This window comes from Pseudomonas sp. VI4.1 (genome assembly GCF_002029345.1).
In the GTDB taxonomy this organism is placed as follows: Bacteria; Pseudomonadota; Gammaproteobacteria; order Pseudomonadales; family Pseudomonadaceae; genus Aquipseudomonas.
This window is the reverse complement of sequence record NZ_MULM01000173.1, coordinates 110,793-128,320: the sequence shown is the minus strand read 5'-3', so window position 1 is coordinate 128,320 and position 17,528 is coordinate 110,793. Positions and strand designations below refer to the sequence as shown.

Annotated in this window: 11 protein-coding genes; 10 read left to right on the top strand and 1 reads right to left on the bottom strand. The window is 61.1% G+C overall.

The features are described from left to right. Nucleotides 1-160: 160 nt before the first annotated feature. Nucleotides 161-2,605: a penicillin-binding protein 1A gene (locus tag BZ163_RS24340; RefSeq protein WP_371916828.1), complete on the bottom strand. Its 2,445-nt coding sequence runs from the start codon at nucleotides 2,603-2,605 to the stop codon at nucleotides 161-163. Between the two features lie 215 nt (nucleotides 2,606-2,820). Here BZ163_RS24340 and BZ163_RS24335 point away from each other — a divergent pair, with 215 nt between their 5' ends. The 10 genes from BZ163_RS24335 (at nucleotide 2,821) to BZ163_RS24285 (ending at nucleotide 17,305) form a co-directional block, all read left to right on the top strand. Next, complete coding sequence (locus tag BZ163_RS24335) at nucleotides 2,821-3,885, top strand: pilus assembly protein PilM (RefSeq protein WP_128872935.1); 1,065 nt, start codon at nucleotides 2,821-2,823, stop codon at nucleotides 3,883-3,885. Then, the gene (locus BZ163_RS24330) at nucleotides 3,885-4,448 is read left to right on the top strand and encodes a PilN domain-containing protein (RefSeq protein ID WP_128872934.1); all 564 of its coding nucleotides are present in this window, start codon (nucleotides 3,885-3,887) and stop codon (nucleotides 4,446-4,448) included. Before BZ163_RS24335 ends, BZ163_RS24330 begins: the two co-directional genes overlap by 1 nt. Next, nucleotides 4,445-5,068, top strand: a complete 624-nt coding sequence (pilO, locus tag BZ163_RS24325) for a type 4a pilus biogenesis protein PilO (protein WP_128872933.1) — start codon at nucleotides 4,445-4,447, stop codon at nucleotides 5,066-5,068. Before BZ163_RS24330 ends, pilO begins: the two co-directional genes overlap by 4 nt. Continuing rightward, complete coding sequence (locus tag BZ163_RS24320) at nucleotides 5,065-5,592, top strand: pilus assembly protein PilP (protein WP_128872932.1); 528 nt, start codon at nucleotides 5,065-5,067, stop codon at nucleotides 5,590-5,592. The genes pilO and BZ163_RS24320 overlap by 4 nt, the downstream gene beginning before the upstream one ends. Before the next feature lie 13 nt (nucleotides 5,593-5,605). Next, entirely contained in the window at nucleotides 5,606-7,684 is a 2,079-nt protein-coding gene (pilQ, locus tag BZ163_RS24315; protein ID WP_128872931.1) for a type IV pilus secretin PilQ, read from the top strand. A gap of 4 nt (nucleotides 7,685-7,688) precedes the next feature. Then, the gene (gene aroK / locus BZ163_RS24310) at nucleotides 7,689-8,207 is read left to right on the top strand and encodes a shikimate kinase AroK (protein ID WP_128872930.1); all 519 of its coding nucleotides are present in this window, start codon (nucleotides 7,689-7,691) and stop codon (nucleotides 8,205-8,207) included. A 150-nt stretch (nucleotides 8,208-8,357) separates the two neighbouring features. Further along, nucleotides 8,358-9,458, top strand: a complete 1,101-nt coding sequence (aroB, locus tag BZ163_RS24305; RefSeq protein ID WP_128872929.1) for a 3-dehydroquinate synthase — start codon at nucleotides 8,358-8,360, stop codon at nucleotides 9,456-9,458. Between the two features lie 10 nt (nucleotides 9,459-9,468). Continuing rightward, nucleotides 9,469-11,058, top strand: coding sequence for an SPOR domain-containing protein (locus tag BZ163_RS24300; RefSeq protein WP_128872928.1), 1,590 nt, complete (start codon nucleotides 9,469-9,471; stop codon nucleotides 11,056-11,058). A 349-nt stretch (nucleotides 11,059-11,407) separates the two neighbouring features. Beyond that, entirely contained in the window at nucleotides 11,408-15,853 is a 4,446-nt protein-coding gene (gene gltB / locus BZ163_RS24290; protein WP_128872927.1) for a glutamate synthase large subunit, read from the top strand. Between the two features lie 33 nt (nucleotides 15,854-15,886). Beyond that, entirely contained in the window at nucleotides 15,887-17,305 is a 1,419-nt protein-coding gene (locus tag BZ163_RS24285) for an FAD-dependent oxidoreductase (protein WP_008149580.1), read from the top strand. Nucleotides 17,306-17,528: the final 223 nt, after the last annotated feature.

Genomic DNA, 17,528 nt, shown 5'->3' with positions numbered 1-17,528 from the left:
CCTACAGGAGGTCTGAGGCATTCGGCGGACCCCTGTAGGAGCTGGCTTGCCAGCGAAGGCGGCCTGATAGGAGACGACCATCTTCAGGCTGCAGCAATAATCCATATGAAAAAAGCCCCGCGCTTCTCCCGAAGGCGGGGCTTTTTGATGGGCTGTGCGATCAGAACAAATCGATCGGCGCCCCTTCATCCGCGGGCAGCGGGCTGCCCGGCGCATTGCCGTTGCCCAGCTCGTTACCCGACGGTGGCGTGTCCTCGGCCTTGAACAGTTCGAAGTAGGCGCCTGGCGTGCCTGGGGAGGCTGCACGGCCACTGATCGGGTCGACGCGCAGGCTGAGGATGCCTTCCGGTTCTCGCTGCGTATGCGGCGGCTTGTCCTTGAGCGCGGCGCCCATGTAGCTCATCCAGATCGGCAGCGCGACAGTGCCGCCGAACTCCCGGCGACCCAGGCTTTCAGGCTGGTCGAAGCCGGTCCAGACGGTGGTCACGTAGTCAGCGTTGTAGCCGGAGAACCAGGCGTCCTTGGATTCGTTGGTGGTGCCGGTCTTGCCCGCAATGTCACTGCGCCCCAATGCCAGGGCGCGGCGGCCGGTGCCGCGTTTGATGACGTCCTCGAGCATGCTGTTGAGGATGAACGTGGTGCGGCCGTCGACAATGCGTTCGGCCACGGCCGGGGTGGGCGGCACTGGCTGGGCAGTCAGGGTGTCGCCTGGCGTTGCGCTGACGGTGAACGCGTCTGCAGCCGGTGCCGGTGCCGCGATGCCGTTGCTGACTGCATCGCCTTTCGGAACGCTTGGCGGGTTGGCGACGAACAGTGTGTCGCCGTTGCGGCTTTCGATCTTGTCGATAATGTACGGGGTGATCTTGTAGCCGCCGTTGGCGAAGGTGCTCCAGCCGGTGGCGATTTCCATGGGCGTCAGGGTGGCGGTGCCCAGGGCCAGGGACAGGTTGCGCGGCAGGTCCTGCTTGTTGAAGCCGAACTTGCTGATGTAGTCGATGGTGCGGTCCACGCCCAGCGCTTGCAGCAGGCGGATCGATACCAGGTTGCGCGACTTGTAGAGCGCCTCTCGCATGCGGATCGGACCGAGGAAGGTGTTGGTGTCGTTCTTCGGGCGCCAGACCTTGTCCAGGTATTCGTCGACAAACACGATCGGGGCGTCGTTCACCAGGCTGGCGGCGGTATAGCCGTTATCCAGCGCGGCACTGTAGACGAACGGCTTGAAGCTCGAACCCGGCTGACGCTTGGCCTGCAGAGCGCGGTTGTAGTTGCTCTGCTCGAACGCAAAGCCGCCGACCAGCGAGCGAATGGCGCCGTTCTGCGGGTCGAGGGACACCAGTGCGCCCTGGGCTTGCGGGATCTGGCTGAACTTCAGGGAGTTGTCGGGTTGGCGCTGGACGCGAACCAGATCACCGACCTGAGCCACATCCGAGGGCTGCTTCGGATTGGGGCCCATGCTGTTGGTGTTCAGGAACGGCCGCGCCCATTTCATGGTGTCCCAGCTGACGTGTTCTTTGCCGGTGCGGGTCAGCACTTGCAGGCCAGTCTTGTCGACGTGAATGACGATGGCCGGCTCAAGGCTGCTGACGGTGCGCTGTTTAGTCAGTTCCGTCGCCCAGGCCTCGCGGGTCTTGCCCGGCAGGCGTGACTCGGGGCCACGATAACCATGCCGCTGATCGTAGGTCATCAAGCCTTCGTGGACCGCGGTGTTGGCCATTTCCTGCAGGTTGCTCGGCACCGTGGTGGTCACGCGAAAGCCTTCGGTGTAGGCATCGCTGCCATAGCGCCCGACCATTTCGGCGCGGGCCATTTCCGCGATGTACGGCGCATTCACCTCCGGAGTCGGTACGTGATAACTGGCGTTGAGCGGTTCGTTGATCGCCGTGGTGTAGTCGGCTTCGGTGATTTTGCCCAGCTTGTACATGCGCCCCAGGATCCAGTCGCGACGCTCTTTGCTGCGGGCGGGGTTGGCCAGTGGGTTGAAGCGCGACGGCGCCTTGGGCAGGCCGGCGATCATCGCCATTTGTGCCAGGCTGACGTCTCGAATCGACTTGCCGTAATAGACTTGCGCCGCGGCCTCGATGCCGTAGGCGCGGTTGCCCAGGTAGATTTTGTTCACGTACAACTCAAGGATTTCGTCCTTGGTCAGTTGCCGTTCGATCTGCAGGGCCAGGAGGATTTCAGTGGTCTTGCGCGAGAAGCTGCGTTCGCTGGTAAGGAAAAAATTCTTCGCAACCTGCATAGTGATGGTGCTGCCGCCGGACTGGATGTGTCCGCTCTTGATCAACTGAGTGGCGGCACGCATCAGGCTGCCGGGATCGACGCCGTAGTGGTTGGCGAAATTGTCGTCTTCGGCGCTGAGCAAGGCATTGATGAAATTGGGCGGGATGTCGGCGAAACGGATCGGCGTGCGGCGCATTTCGCCAAATTCAGCGATCAATTTGTCGTCGCTGCTGTATACCCGCAATGGAATCTGCAACTGAATGCTTCTCAGTGTCTCCACGGATGGCAATCCGGGGCTAAGGTATAAAAACGCGCCGCTCAGACCAAGGAGCAGTCCGCAGAAGACGGCGACGATGGACCACCCGAAAAATTTCAGCAGACGAATCAAGGCTTTTGGATATCCAGGCAAAGAATGAATTAGGCTCAGGGTTCAGGTAAACAGGGAACGACCCGCGCTTGAAGTAAATGTGGAAAAAAACGCTGGGCATTATAAGCATTTTTCCGTCAAGGGCGTCATTTGCGCTGCTGTCAAGACGGGTGGTGTGAACGCAATGCGTATTACGGAGTCCGTAACTCACGGAAAGTCATAGGGAATTGGTAGTGCTAGGACTCTTCAATAAAAAGGCCAATACGCTGCTGGGGATCGACATCAGTTCCACGTCGGTCAAGCTTCTGGAATTGAGCCGCCAGGGTGATCGCTACCGGGTCGAGGCCTATGCGGTCGAACCGCTGCCCCCCAGTGCGGTGGTCGAGAAAAATATCGCCGAGCTCGAAGGCGTGGGTCAGGCCCTCGCACGCGTGCTGCTCAAGGCCAAGACCAGCCTCAGGAACGTCGCCGTGGCCGTGGCCGGTTCGGCAGTGATCACCAAGACCATCGAGATGGATGCCGGTCTTTCCGACGACGAGATGGAAAACCAGCTGAAGATCGAGGCCGATCAATACATCCCTTATCCATTGGACGAAGTCGCGATCGACTTTGAAGTCCAGGGCGTGTCGGCGCGCAGCCCCGAGCGGGTCAATGTGCTGCTGGCGGCTTGTCGCAAGGAGAACGTCGAAGTCCGTGAAGCGGCCTTGGCGCTGGCCGGCCTGACCGCTCGGGTGGTCGACGTCGAGGCCTACGCGCTGGAGCGATCGTACGGCCTGCTGACGCGTCATCTGGCGGCCTCCCAGGCGGGGCTGACGGTGGCGGTGGTCGACATCGGCGCCACCATGACCACGCTGAGCGTGCTGCACAATGGGCGCATCATCTACACCCGCGAGCAATTGTTCGGCGGTCGCCAGCTGACGGAAGAAATCCAGCGACGATATGGCTTGACCCTCGAGCAGGCAGGGCTGGCGAAGAAACAGGGCGGCCTGCCGGACGACTACGTCAGCGAGGTCCTGCAGCCATTTCGCGAGGCGCTGGTGCAGCAGGTGTCCCGCTCGTTACAGTTTTTCTTCGCCTCCGGTCAGTACAACTCGGTCGATCACATTCTGCTGGCCGGCGGTACCGCGTCGGTCTCGGGGCTGGACCGGTTGATCGAGCAGCGACTGGGCACCCCCACGCAAGTGGCCAACCCCTTCTCCGATATGAGCCTGAGCAGCAAGGTCAACGCCGGTGCCCTGGCCAGTGATGCCCCGGCACTGATGATTGCCTGCGGGCTGGCCCTCAGGAGTTTCGACTGATGGCGCGGATCAATCTTTTACCCTGGCGCGAGGAACTGCGTGAAGCGCGTCGCAAGCGCTTTTTGCTGGCGCTGGTCGGGGTGCTGGTGGGTTCGGTGGGGGCGGTGCTGATTGCGGACCAGGTCATCAAAGGCGCCATCGATCGTCAAATCGCCCGTAACGACTACATCGGCAAGCAGATTGCCGTGGTCGATGAGCGGATCAAGCAGATCAGCGACCTCAAGGCCCGTCGCCAGCAGCTGGTCGAGCGCATGCGCATCATCCAGGACCTGCAAGGCAATCGCCCCATCAGCGGGCGCATCTTCGATCAGTTGGCGCGTACCTTGCCGGATGGCGTTTACTTCACCGAAGTGAAAATGGTCGGCAAAACCTTGTCCATTGCAGGCGCGGCAGAATCCAACAACCGCGTATCAGACCTGATGCGCAACCTGGATGCGTCCGACTGGTTCGATGCGCCCAGCCTCACGGAAGTCAAAGCGACCACCGCCGGTCAGCTCGATCAGGCCAATGTTTTCCAATTGACCGTACGTCAGACTCAACCGGCCGTGGAGAGCGCCAAATGAGGCTGTCCGAATGGTTCGAAGGCCTGCGCAAGATCGATATCAACGACCTGGATACCAACAACATGGGTTCCTGGCCGCCGGTGATCAAGGCATCGGCGGGTGCCCTGCTGATGGTCTTGGTGCTGGCGCTGGGGTACAGCTTTTACATCAGCGATCAGGAGGATCACCTCGACCTCAAGCGCGAGGAAGAGTCGACCCTCAAGGAGCAATTCGCCAGCAAAGCCCACATGGCGGCGAATCTGGAGCTGTATACCCAGCAGATGAAGGAAATGGAGAACTCTTTCGGCGTGCTGCTGCGCCAATTGCCCAGTGACACCGAGGTGCCCGGCCTGCTGGAGGACATCACGCGCACGGGCCTGGGCAGCGGTCTGGAATTCGAAGAGATCAAGCTGTTGCCGGAGGCCTCCCGGCAGTTCTACATCGAGCTGCCGATCCAGATCACCGTCACCGGTGCCTACCATGACCTGGCCACCTTCGTCAGTGGCGTAGCGGGACTGCCACGCATCGTCACCCTGCATGACTTCGATATTGCGCCGGCCAACCCCGAGGGCGGGCCGAGGTTGCGCATGAGCATCCTGGCCAAGACTTACCGCTACAACGACAAGGGGCTGCAAAAATGAGCCCGATTCGTTGTGTATCGATGATGGTATTCATCGCCGGCCTGGCCGGTTGTGGCAGCGGCAATGACGTCAGTGACCTCGATGCCTACATGAACGAAGTGCGCCTGCGACCGCCGGGCAAGATTGAACCCACCCCGATATTCCAGTCATACCCGACATTCACCTACAGTGCCGCCAACCTGAGAAGCCCGTTTTCCAGGCAGGCCAGAGTCGATCTGGCGGGTCAGAAACACGGCTCGCGCAACGTCAAGCCCGACCCTGGTCGGGTCAAGCAATACCTCGAAGGTTTCAACATCGAGCAGTTTGAAATGGTCGGCACCCTCTCCAATGCGACGGGTTCCTTTGCGCTGCTGCGCGGAGCGGGCGGTGTGCATCGGCTGAAAGTCGGCGATTACCTGGGACGTAACGATGGAAGGATCGTCGCCATCAGCGGCTCGCAGGTCGATGTGGTCGAAATCGTTCCGGACGGCGAAGGCGCCTGGCTGGAGCGGCCGCGGACCATTCCTTTGAAAGAGCACTCATAGTGGAACTCGAACAATGAACAGGATTTTCTCCACCTTCGGTATTTCGCTATGGATAGCGCTGCTGTCGCCGATGGTATCAGCGGCCAACCTCAAGACGCTGGATGTCGCGGCGTTACCGGGAGACCGCGTCGAGTTGAAGTTGTCCTTCGATGGACCGCCCCCGACGCCCCGTGGCTACACCACGGAATCGCCGGCACGGATTGCGCTGGATCTGCCCGGGGTAGTCAGTCAGCTGAAGAGCAAGAATCGCGAACTGGGGGGCGGCAATGCCCGCAGCGCCACGGTGGTGGAGGCCAAGGACCGCACGCGGCTGATCATCAACCTCACTCAATTGACCCCGTATGACGCGCGGGTCGAAGGCAACACCCTGTTCGTGGTTGTCGGGCAAGGCGCCGCGAAGGCCGCACCCCGGCCCGCCAATACGCCTCGCGCTGCCACTGCAACGCCAGCCCCGGCCAGGACGTATGCGCCGGTGGGCAAGGCCATTCGGGGCGTGGATTTCCAGCGCGGCACCCAGGGTGAAGGCAATGTGGTCATCGATCTGTCGGACCCCACCATCGCCCCGGATATTCAGGAGCGCGACGGCAAGATCATCCTCGGTTTCGCCAGGACACAACTGCCCGAGCCATTGCGGGTGCGCCTGGACGTCAAGGACTTCGCCACGCCGGTGCAGTTCGTCAATGCCAGCGCCACGGGCGATCGGGCCACCATCAGCATCGAGCCCAGCGGCGCGTTTGACTATTCGACCTATCAAACCGACAACAAGCTGACGGTCAGCATCCGGCCGATGACCGTCGACGACCTGCAAAAACGCAACGCCGAGCGTTTCGCCTACACCGGTGAAAAGCTCTCGCTGAATTTCCAGGACATCGATGTGCGCTCGGTGCTGCAACTGATCGCTGATTTCACCAACCTCAACCTGGTGGCCAGCGACACGGTGCAGGGCGGGATCACCCTGCGTTTGCAGAACGTGCCGTGGGACCAGGCGCTGGACCTGGTGCTGAAAACCAAAGGCCTGGATAAACGCATGATCGGCAACGTGCTGCTGGTGGCGCCCGCCGATGAGATTGCCGCGCGCGAACGCCAGGAGCTCGAGTCGCAAAAGCAGATTGCCGAACTGGCGCCTTTGCGTCGCGAGCTGCTGCAGGTCAACTACGCCAAGGCCGCGGATATCGCCAAGCTGTTTCAGTCGGTGACCAGTGCCGAGGCAAAAATCGACGAACGGGGCTCGATCACCGTCGATGAGCGCACCAACAACATCATTGCCTACCAGACCCAGGACCGCCTTGATGAACTTCGTCGTATCGTTGCGCAGCTGGATATTCCGGTGCGGCAGGTGATGATCGAGGCGCGCATCGTCGAAGCCAATGTCGATTACGACAAAAGCCTCGGCGTGCGCTGGGGCGGTTCGGTGCAGAACAAAGGCAACTGGAACACGTCCGGGGTCAGCAACGGCTCGTCGACCACCATTGGTACGCCGGGCAGTACCAGCACCAACTCGCCGTTCGTCGACATGGGCGCCGCCGGCAACACCTCGGGACTGGGCATCGCGTTCATCACCGACAATGTGTTGCTGGACCTGGAGCTGACCGCGATGGAGAAGACCGGCAACGGTGAAATCGTTTCGCAGCCCAAGGTGGTCACGTCCGACAAGGAAACCGCGAAAATCCTCAAAGGCACTGAAATTCCCTATCAGGAAGCCAGCTCCAGCGGCGCCACGTCGGTGTCGTTCAAGGAGGCCTCGCTGTCGCTGGAAGTGACGCCGCAGATCACCCCGGACAACCGGATCATCATGGAGGTCAAGGTCACCAAGGACGAGCCGGACTACTTGAACAAGGTGCAGGATGTGCCGCCGATCAAGAAAAACGAGGTCAATGCCAAGGTGCTGGTCAATGACGGCGAGACCATCGTCATTGGTGGCGTTTTTTCAAATACTCAGAGCAAGGTTGTAGATAAGGTGCCATTTCTTGGCGATGTGCCGTATCTTGGCCGCCTTTTCCGGCGTGACGTGGTTTCGGAGAAAAAATCCGAGCTGTTGGTGTTTCTCACTCCGCGTATCATGAATAACCAGGCGATTGCTGTGAGTCGTTGATTCTGTGCGAAATTTGATTCTTGTAGGACCGATGGGGGCTGGAAAAAGCACCATCGGCCGTTTGCTGGCCAAAGAGCTGCGCCTGCCGTTCAGAGATTCCGATAAGGAAATTGAATTGCGCACCGGCGCCAATATCCCGTGGATTTTCGATAAGGAAGGCGAACCGGGCTTTCGTGACCGCGAGCAGGCGATGATTGCCGAGCTGTGCGGCTGCGATGGCGTGGTGCTGGCGACCGGTGGCGGCGCGGTCATGCGCGAAGCCAATCGTCGGGCGCTGCGTGCCGGTGGTCGGGTGGTATACCTGCATGCCTCCGTCGAGCAGCAGGTCGGTCGCACCTCGCGTGACCGCAATCGACCCCTGCTGCGCACTGCCGATCCGGCCAAGACCCTTCGGGACCTGTTGGCGATTCGCGATCCGCTTTATCGGGAAATCGCCGATCTGGTGGTGGAAACCGATGAGCGACCGCCGCGAATGGTGGTGCTTGATATTCTCGAGCGCTTGCAACAGCTGCCTCCCCGTTAAAGCGCGGCGCGAAATGCGTTATCCTCGGGCGCTGTCATGGCCGCTCAAGGTTGTGGCGCATGGCTGCCGAACGGCGTCACACCAGCAGACGCCGTAGACATCGGTTAACTCAAGGCAGGACGCCTGATTCCATCTTTACTGTGGGGACACATGCAGACACTCAAGGTCGATCTAGGCGAGCGCAGCTACCCGATTCATATTGGCGAAGGTTTGTTGGATCAGCCTGAGCTGCTGGCCCCGCATATCCGCGGACGGCAAGTGGCGATTATCTCCAACGAGACCGTTGCGCCGCTCTATCTCGAGCGTCTGACCCGCAGCCTCGCACCGTTCTCGGTTATCTCCGTGATCCTGCCCGACGGCGAGGCCTTCAAGACCTGGGAAACCCTGCAGCTTATCTTCGACGGCCTGCTGACCGCGCGCCACGACCGGCGCACCACGGTTATTGCCCTGGGTGGCGGCGTCATCGGTGACATGGCCGGTTTTGCTGCCGCCTGCTACCAGCGCGGCGTCGATTTCATCCAGGTCCCGACCACGTTGCTGTCGCAAGTCGACTCGTCGGTGGGCGGCAAGACCGGGATCAATCATCCGCTGGGCAAGAACATGGTCGGCGCCTTCTATCAGCCGAACGTGGTGCTGATCGATACCGCCACCCTCAACACCCTGCCGGCCCGCGAGCTGTCCGCCGGGCTGGCGGAAGTCATCAAATACGGGCTGATCTGCGACGAGCCGTTCCTGACCTGGCTTGAAGAAAACGTCGATCGCCTGCGCGCCCTGGATCAGGTCGCCCTGACCTACGCCATCGAGCGTTCCTGCGCGGCCAAGGCTGCGGTCGTCGGTGCCGACGAGAAGGAAACCGGCGTTCGTGCCACGTTGAACCTGGGTCACACCTTCGGTCACGCCATCGAAACCCATATGGGCTATGGTGTCTGGCTGCATGGCGAAGCGGTTGCTGCTGGCACCGTAATGGCGTTGCACATGTCCGCACTGCTGGGCTGGATCAGCGAGCAGGAGCGCGATCGCGGCATCCGCCTGTTCCAGCGCGCCGGCCTGCCGGTCATCCCGCCGGAAGAGATGACCGAAGCCGATTTCCTCGAGCACATGGCAATTGACAAGAAAGTGATCGACGGTCGTTTACGCCTGGTGCTGCTGCGCCACATGGGCGAAGCGGTGGTGACCGACGATTATCCGAAAGAGGTTCTACAGGCCACGCTGGGAGCGGATTACCGCGCCCTGGCTCAGCTTAAAGGTTAATAAGATCCCGATGACTAGTTTGCATGCCGACGAGGCGTTCCTCGGCCATTACCAGTTGAGCCATGACCCTTTCGCTCCACGGGTGCCAGGTTTCAAATTTTTCCCTGCCCAGCGCAAGCCGGTGCTGGGCCAGCTGCATCACCTTGCACGCTATAGCCAGATGCTGCTGGTGGTCACCGGCCCGCAAGGCAGTGGCAAGACCCTGTTGCGTCAGGCCCTGGTGGCCAGTACCAACAAGCAGTCGGTGCAGAGTGTCGTGGTTTCTGCCCGGGGTGCCGGTGATGCAACCGGCGTGCTGCAGCAGGTGGCTCAGGCGCTGAACGTTGCGCAGCCGCAGGTCGGTGCGATTCTGGCTCAAGTGGTGCAATTGGCGCTCACAGGGCAGGAAGTCTACCTGCTGGTGGATGATGCCGAGCACGTCGACGAGTCCGCGCTGGAGGCCTTGATGGCTCTGGCCGCCGGTGCGCCGGAAGGTCGTCCGCATGTGTTCCTGTTCGGCGAGTCCTCGCTGATCGCGCAGCTTGATGCGTTGAGCCTTGAGGAAGAGCGTTTCCACGTCATCGAGTTGCAGCCGTACACTGAAGAAGAAACCCGGGAATATCTGGACCAGCGGCTCGAGGGCGCGGGGCGGGGAATCGAACTTTTCACCGCGAATCAGATCTCTGATATTCACGAAAGCTCCGACGGTTGGCCTGGCAACATCAACCAGGTTGCCCGCGATGCAATGATCGAAGCCATGATTGCCAGCCGCTCAGCGGTCAAGCGTCCAAGTATGGGGTTCAATATGCCGAAGAAACACGTATTGGCGATTTCCGCCGTCGTCGTGGTCGCGGTAGCCGCCGCCTGGTTGATGCCGGGTCGCAGCAAAGCACCGACCACAGGCGCACCTGCCAACGAGCAGGCGCAACTGCCGCCAGGCCAGGGCACACCGCAACCAGACGGTAGCGGTGCTCCGGCGATGGAGTTCAACGGTAATTCGCAACCGATGCCGTTGCCGCTGGTCGGCAACTCGCAGCCGGTCATGCGCGGTCCCCTGGCCGAAGCGGCCGGCGGTATCACCGAAGGCGACGACGGCGTGCCGTTAGAAGGCTCCAGCGCCACGCCGCCGACCGTGACCACGACTGCTCCGCCTGCGGGTTTGCAGCCAGGTCCGGCGCCGACATCGGCGGCCAAGCCAGCACCTGCTCCGACTCAAGTCGCGACGGCCAAGCCTGCTCCGGCGCCTGCTGCGAAACCGGCCCCAGTGCCAGCCAAACCCGCCGCGGCAGCCGCCAAGCCTGCCGAAAAGCCAGTCACCGTGGCCAAAGCCGCGGGTGGCACCTGGTACGCAGGACAAGCGCCGGGCAACTACGTGGTGCAGATCCTCGGCACCAGCTCCGAAGCATCCGCGCAAAACTTCGTGAAAGAGCAGGGCGGCGAGTACCGTTATTTCAAGAAAGTGCTTAACGGCAAACCGCTTTACGTCATCACTTACGGCAGTTTCGCCAACCGCGATGCAGCCCTCAGCGCCATCAAGGCCTTGCCAGCGAAGGTTCAGGCTGGTAAACCTTGGCCTCGCACTGTCGCCAGCGTCCAACAGGAACTGGCAGCAACTCGCTGAAGATTCGGCGGCCTTACCCAGGCCGCCACTCCAGGCACCTCAAAATTTCCGCAAGTGCGCGCTGCCCGCAAGGCCGCGTGCCTTGTGGTGTCTGCGTCACAGTAGTCTTTGAGTCGTAGCGGTCAAAATTAAAAAAGTTTTGACTAGCACAGTAGATAGCTTTAAACCTTTCACAAATGCGACATAGATTTGCGACATTTCGTCGTCAAATTTGTGAGCCTCTGTGTCGGTGTGTACAATGACCTCCCTTTTGCCCCCGCAAAGCTGGCGTACGTTCGGCGCGGATGGCAAGTGGTTGAATTGAAAAGAAATTTGCCCTAATAAGGGGCAGCCTGGTGAGAAAGTGTCTATGAAAGCAGGTCTGTACCAACCAGATGAATTCAAGGATAACTGCGGTTTCGGCCTGATAGCCCATATGCAGGGCGAGCCCAGTCATACCCTTTTGCAAACGGCCGTCGAGGCCCTGACCTGCATGACCCACCGCGGTGGGATCAACGCCGACGGCAAGACCGGTGACGGTTGCGGTCTGCTGATTCAAAAGCCGGACGCGTTCCTGCGAGCCATCGCCCAGGAAACCTTCGGCGTCGAACTGCCCAAGCAATATGCGGTGGGCATGGTCTTCTTCAACCAGGATCCGGTCAAAGCCGAAGCCGCTCGCGAGAACATGAACCGCGAGCTCCTGGCGGAAGGCCTGCAGCTGGTCGGCTGGCGCAAAGTGCCGATCGACACCAGCGTCCTCGGCCGCCTGGCCCTCGAGCGCCTGCCGCAGATCGAGCAGGTGTACATCGGCGGTGAAGGCCTGAGCGACCAGGACATGGCGATCAAGCTGTTCAGCGCCCGTCGTCGCTCGTCCGTGGCCAACGCCGCCGACGTCGATCACTACATCTGCAGCTTTTCCCACAAGACCATCATTTATAAAGGCCTGATGATGCCGGCGGATTTGACCGCCTTCTATCCAGACCTCAGCGACCAGCGCCTGCAAACCTCGATCTGCGTGTTCCACCAGCGCTTTTCGACCAACACCTTGCCAAAATGGCCGCTGGCGCAGCCGTTCCGCTTCCTCGCCCACAACGGCGAGATCAACACCATCACCGGCAACCGCAACTGGGCCCAGGCCCGGCGCACCAAGTTCACCAACGATCTGATGGATCTGGAAGAACTCGGCCCGCTGGTCAACCGTGTAGGTTCCGACTCCTCCAGCATGGACAACATGCTCGAGCTGATGGTCACAGGTGGCATCGACCTGTTCCGCGGCGTGCGGATGATCATTCCGCCTGCGTGGCAGAACGTCGAAACCATGGACCCGGACCTGCGGGCGTTCTACGAATACAACTCGATGCACATGGAACCGTGGGACGGCCCGGCCGGTGTGGTAATGACCGACGGTCGCTATGCGGTGTGCCTGCTCGACCGTAACGGTCTGCGCCCGGCGCGTTGGGTCACCACCAAGAACGGCTTCATCACCCTGGCGTCGGAAATCGGTGTCTGGAACTACCAGCCTGAAGACGTGATCGCCAAGGGCCGCGTCGGCCCGGGCCAGATCTTTGCCGTGGACACCGAAACCGGTCAGATCCTCGACACCGATGCCATCGACAACCGCTTGAAGTCGCGTCATCCGTACAAGCAATGGCTGCGCAAGAATGCCCTGCGCATCCAGGCGACCATGGAAGACAACGACCACGGATCGGCGTTCTACGACGTCGATCAGCTCAAGCAGTACATGAAGATGTACCAGGTCACGTTCGAAGAACGTGATCAGGTGCTGCGTCCGCTCGGCGAGCAAGGCTACGAGGCCGTTGGCTCGATGGGCGACGATACGCCGATGGCCGTGCTGTCCCAGCGCGTGCGCACGCCGTACGACTATTTCCGCCAGCAGTTCGCGCAGGTGACCAACCCGCCGATCGACCCGCTGCGTGAAGCCATCGTCATGTCGCTGGAGATCTGCCTCGGTGCCGAGCGCAACATCTTCCAGGAGTCGCCGGAACACGCTTCGCGCGTGATCCTCAGCTCGCCGGTCATTTCCCCGGCCAAGTGGCGCTCGCTGATGAACCTCGATCGTCCGGGCTTCGAGCGCGCGATCATCGACCTCAACTATGACGAGAGCGTCGGCCTCGAAGCCGCGGTGCGCAACGTCGCCGATCAGGCTGAAGAAGCGGTTCGCGCCGGTCGCACCCAGATCGTGTTGAGCGACCGTCACATCGCCCCGGGCAAGTTGCCGATCCACGCATCCCTGGCCACCGGCGCGGTGCACCACCGCCTGACCGAAAAAGGCCTGCGTTGCGACTCCAACATCCTGGTGGAAACCGCGACCGCTCGCGATCCGCATCACTTCGCGGTGTTGATCGGTTTCGGCGCCTCGGCGGTCTATCCGTTCCTGGCCTACGAAGTGCTGGGCGACCTGATCCGTACCGGTGAAGTGCTGGGCGACCTCTATGAGGTGTTCAAGAACTACCGCAAAGGCATCACCAAAGGCCTGCTGAAGATCCTGTCGAAGATGGGCATTTCCACCATCGCTTCCTACCGCGGAGCACAATTGTTCGAAGCGATCGGCCTGTCCGAGGAAGTCTGCGACCTGAGCTTCCGTGGTGTGCCAAGCCGCATCAAGGGCGCGCGTTTCGTCGACATCGAAGCCGAGCAGAAAGCCCTGGCCGCCGAAGCCTGGAGCCCGCGCAAACCGATCCAGCAGGGCGGATTGCTGAAGTTCGTCCACGGTGGCGAATACCACGCCTACAACCCGGACGTGGTCAACACCCTGCAAGCCGCTGTGCAGCAGGGCGACTACGGCAAGTTCAAGGAATACACGGCGCTGGTGGATAACCGCCCGGTGTCGATGATCCGCGACCTGTTCAAGGTCAAGACCCTCGATACGCCGTTGGACATCAGCGAGATCGAACCGCTGGAATCGGTGCTCAAGCGCTTCGACTCCGCGGGTATCTCGTTGGGCGCGCTGTCGCCGGAAGCCCACGAAGCCCTGGCCGAAGCCATGAACCGCCTCGGTGCGCGTTCCAACTCCGGCGAAGGCGGCGAAGACCCGGCGCGCTACGGCACCATCAAGAGCTCGAAAATCAAGCAAGTCGCGACCGGCCGTTTCGGGGTGACCCCGGAATACCTGGTCAACGCCGAAGTGCTGCAGATCAAGGTTGCCCAGGGCGCCAAGCCCGGCGAAGGCGGTCAGCTGCCGGGCGGCAAGGTCAACGGCCTGATCGCCAAGCTGCGTTACGCAGTGCCGGGCGTGACCCTGATTTCGCCACCGCCGCACCACGACATCTACTCGATCGAAGACTTGTCGCAGCTGATTTTCGACCTGAAACAAGTCAACCCGAAGGCCCTGGTCTCGGTGAAGCTGGTAGCAGAAGCGGGCGTCGGCACCATCGCCGCCGGTGTGGCCAAGGCCTACGCGGACTTGATCACCATCTCCGGCTACGACGGCGGCACCGGCGCATCGCCGCTGACCTCGATCAAATACGCCGGCGCACCGTGGGAGCTCGGCCTGGCCGAAACCCACCAGACCCTGCGCGGCAACGACCTGCGCGGCAAAGTCCGGGTGCAGACCGACGGCGGCCTGAAAACCGGCCTCGACGTGATCAAGGCGGCGATCCTCGGCGCTGAAAGCTTCGGCTTCGGCACCGCGCCAATGATCGCGCTGGGTTGCAAATACCTGCGTATCTGCCACCTGAACAACTGCGCCACCGGCGTCGCGACCCAGAACGAGAAGCTGCGCAAGGATCACTACATCGGTACCGTCGACATGGTGGTGAATTTCTTCACCTACGTCGCCGAAGAAACCCGTGAGTGGCTGGCCAAGCTGGGCGTGCGCTCCCTCGAAGAGCTGATCGGTCGTACCGATCTGCTGGACATCCTCGAAGGCCAGACCGCCAAGCAGAACCACCTGGACCTGACTCCGTTGCTCGGCAGCGATCACATCCCGGCAGACAAACCTCAGTTCTGCCAGGTCGAGCGCAACCCGCCGTTCGACAAAGGCCTGCTGGCCGAGAAAATGGTCGACCTGGCCACCTCGGCCATCAACGACATGAGCGGCGCCAATTTCGCCCTGGATATCTGCAACTGCGACCGTTCTATCGGTGCGCGGATCTCCGGTGAAATCGCACGCAAGTATGGCAATCAGGGCATGGCCAGCGCACCGATCACCTTCCGCTTCAACGGGACGGCCGGTCAGAGCTTCGGTGTGTGGAACGCCGGCGGCTTGAACATGTACCTGGAAGGCGATGCCAACGACTATGTCGGCAAAGGCATGACCGGCGGCAAACTGGTCATCGTTCCGCCGAAGGGTAGCGTGTACAAGACTCAGGACAGTGCCATCATCGGCAACACCTGCCTGTACGGCGCCACCGGTGGCAAACTGTTCGCCGCCGGGACTGCGGGCGAGCGCTTCGCGGTGCGCAACTCCGGTGCTCACACCGTGGTTGAAGGCACTGGCGATCACTGCTGCGAATACATGACCGGTGGTTTCGTCTGCGTCCTGGGCAAGACCGGTTACAACTTCGGCTCAGGCATGACCGGCGGTTTCGCCTACGTACTCGACCAGGACAACTCGTTCGTTGACCGGGTCAACCACGAACTGGTGGAAATCCAGCGGATCAGCGGTGAGGCGATGGAAGCCTATCGCAGCCACTTGCAACGCGTGCTGAACGAATACGTCGAGGAAACCGACAGCGAGTGGGGTCGTAACCTCGCTGAAAACCTCGATGACTATCTGCGTCGTTTCTGGCTGGTCAAGCCCAAGGCTGCCAACCTGAAATCGTTGCTTTCCAGCACCCGTGCCAACCCGCAGTGATATGCGCCTGAAGAGTTTGATGAGGTTTTAACAATGGCTGAACGTCTGAATAACGACTTCCAGTTCATCGATGTCGGGCGCAAGGATCCGAAGAAGAAACTGTTGCGTCAACGCAAGAAAGAGTTCGTGGAAATCTACGAACCCTTCAAACCCCAGCATTCGGCCGATCAGGCCCACCGCTGCCTGGGTTGCGGTAACCCGTATTGCGAATGGAAGTGCCCGGTGCACAACTTCATTCCGAACTGGCTGAAACTGGTGGCCGAGGGCAACATCCTCCAGGCCGCCGAGCTGTCGCACCAGACCAACACCCTGCCGGAAGTCTGCGGCCGGGTGTGCCCGCAGGATCGTCTGTGCGAGGGTGCCTGCACCCTCAACGACGGTTTTGGCGCGGTGACCATCGGTTCGGTCGAGAAGTACATCACCGACACCGCGTTTGCCATGGGCTGGCGCCCGGACATGTCCAAGGTCATACCGACCGGCAAGCGTGTTGCCGTGATCGGCGCAGGCCCGGCAGGGTTGGGCTGTGCCGACGTGCTGGTCCGCGGCGGCGTGACCCCGGTGGTGTTCGACAAGAACCCGGAAATCGGTGGTCTGCTGACCTTCGGCATCCCTGAGTTCAAGCTGGAAAAGACCGTGCTGAGCAATCGCCGCGAAGTCTTCACCGGCATGGGCATCGAGTTCCGCCTGAACACCGAAGTGGGCAAGGACGTGACCGTCGAGCAGCTGCTCGAAGAATACGATGCCGTGTTCATGGGCATGGGCACCTACACCTACATGAAGGGCGGCTTTGCCGGCGAGGACCTGCCGGGCGTGCATGACGCGTTGGACTTCCTGATCGCCAACGTCAATCGCAACCTGGGCTTTGAAAAGTCGCCGGAAGATTTCGTCGACATGAAGGGCAAGAAGGTCGTGGTGCTGGGTGGCGGCGACACGGCGATGGACTGCAACCGGACCTCGATTCGCCAGGGCGCCAAGTCGGTGACCTGTGCCTATCGTCGCGACGAAGCGAACATGCCGGGCTCGCGCAAAGAGGTGAAGAACGCCAAGGAAGAAGGGGTGAAATTCCTCTACAACCGCCAGCCAATCGCGATCGTCGGTGAAGACCGCGTCGAAGGCGTGAAGGTGGTCGAGACCCGTCTCGGCGAACCGGACGCCCGCGGGCGTCGCAGCCCCGAGCCGATCCCGGGCTCCGAAGAGATCATCCCGGCGGACGCCGTGGTCATCGCATTCGGTTTCCGTCCAAGCCCGGCGTCGTGGTTCGAACAGCACAGCATCCAAACCGACAGCCAGGGCCGCGTCGTGGCTCCGGAGCAAGGTCAGTACAAGCACCAGACCAGCAACCCGAAAATCTTCGCCGGTGGCGACATGGTTCGTGGTTCTGACCTGGTGGTAACGGCGATCTTCGAAGGCCGCAATGCCGCCGAAGGGATCCTGGATTACCTGGGCGTCTGATCACTTCCTGAGATTGGAATACGATCAAAATGTGGGAGCGGGCTTGCTCGCGAAGTCGGAGTGTCAGTCAGCATTGATGTTGCCTGATACACCGCTTTCGCGAGCAAGTCGAATCGTCGCACCGCCGCTCCCACAGTTGTTTCTCGGTGTTGCGAAAATCGTGATCCACCGCGACAAATTGACCCGATAGACAAAAGGCTGACCTGCAACCGTGCCTTTTGCG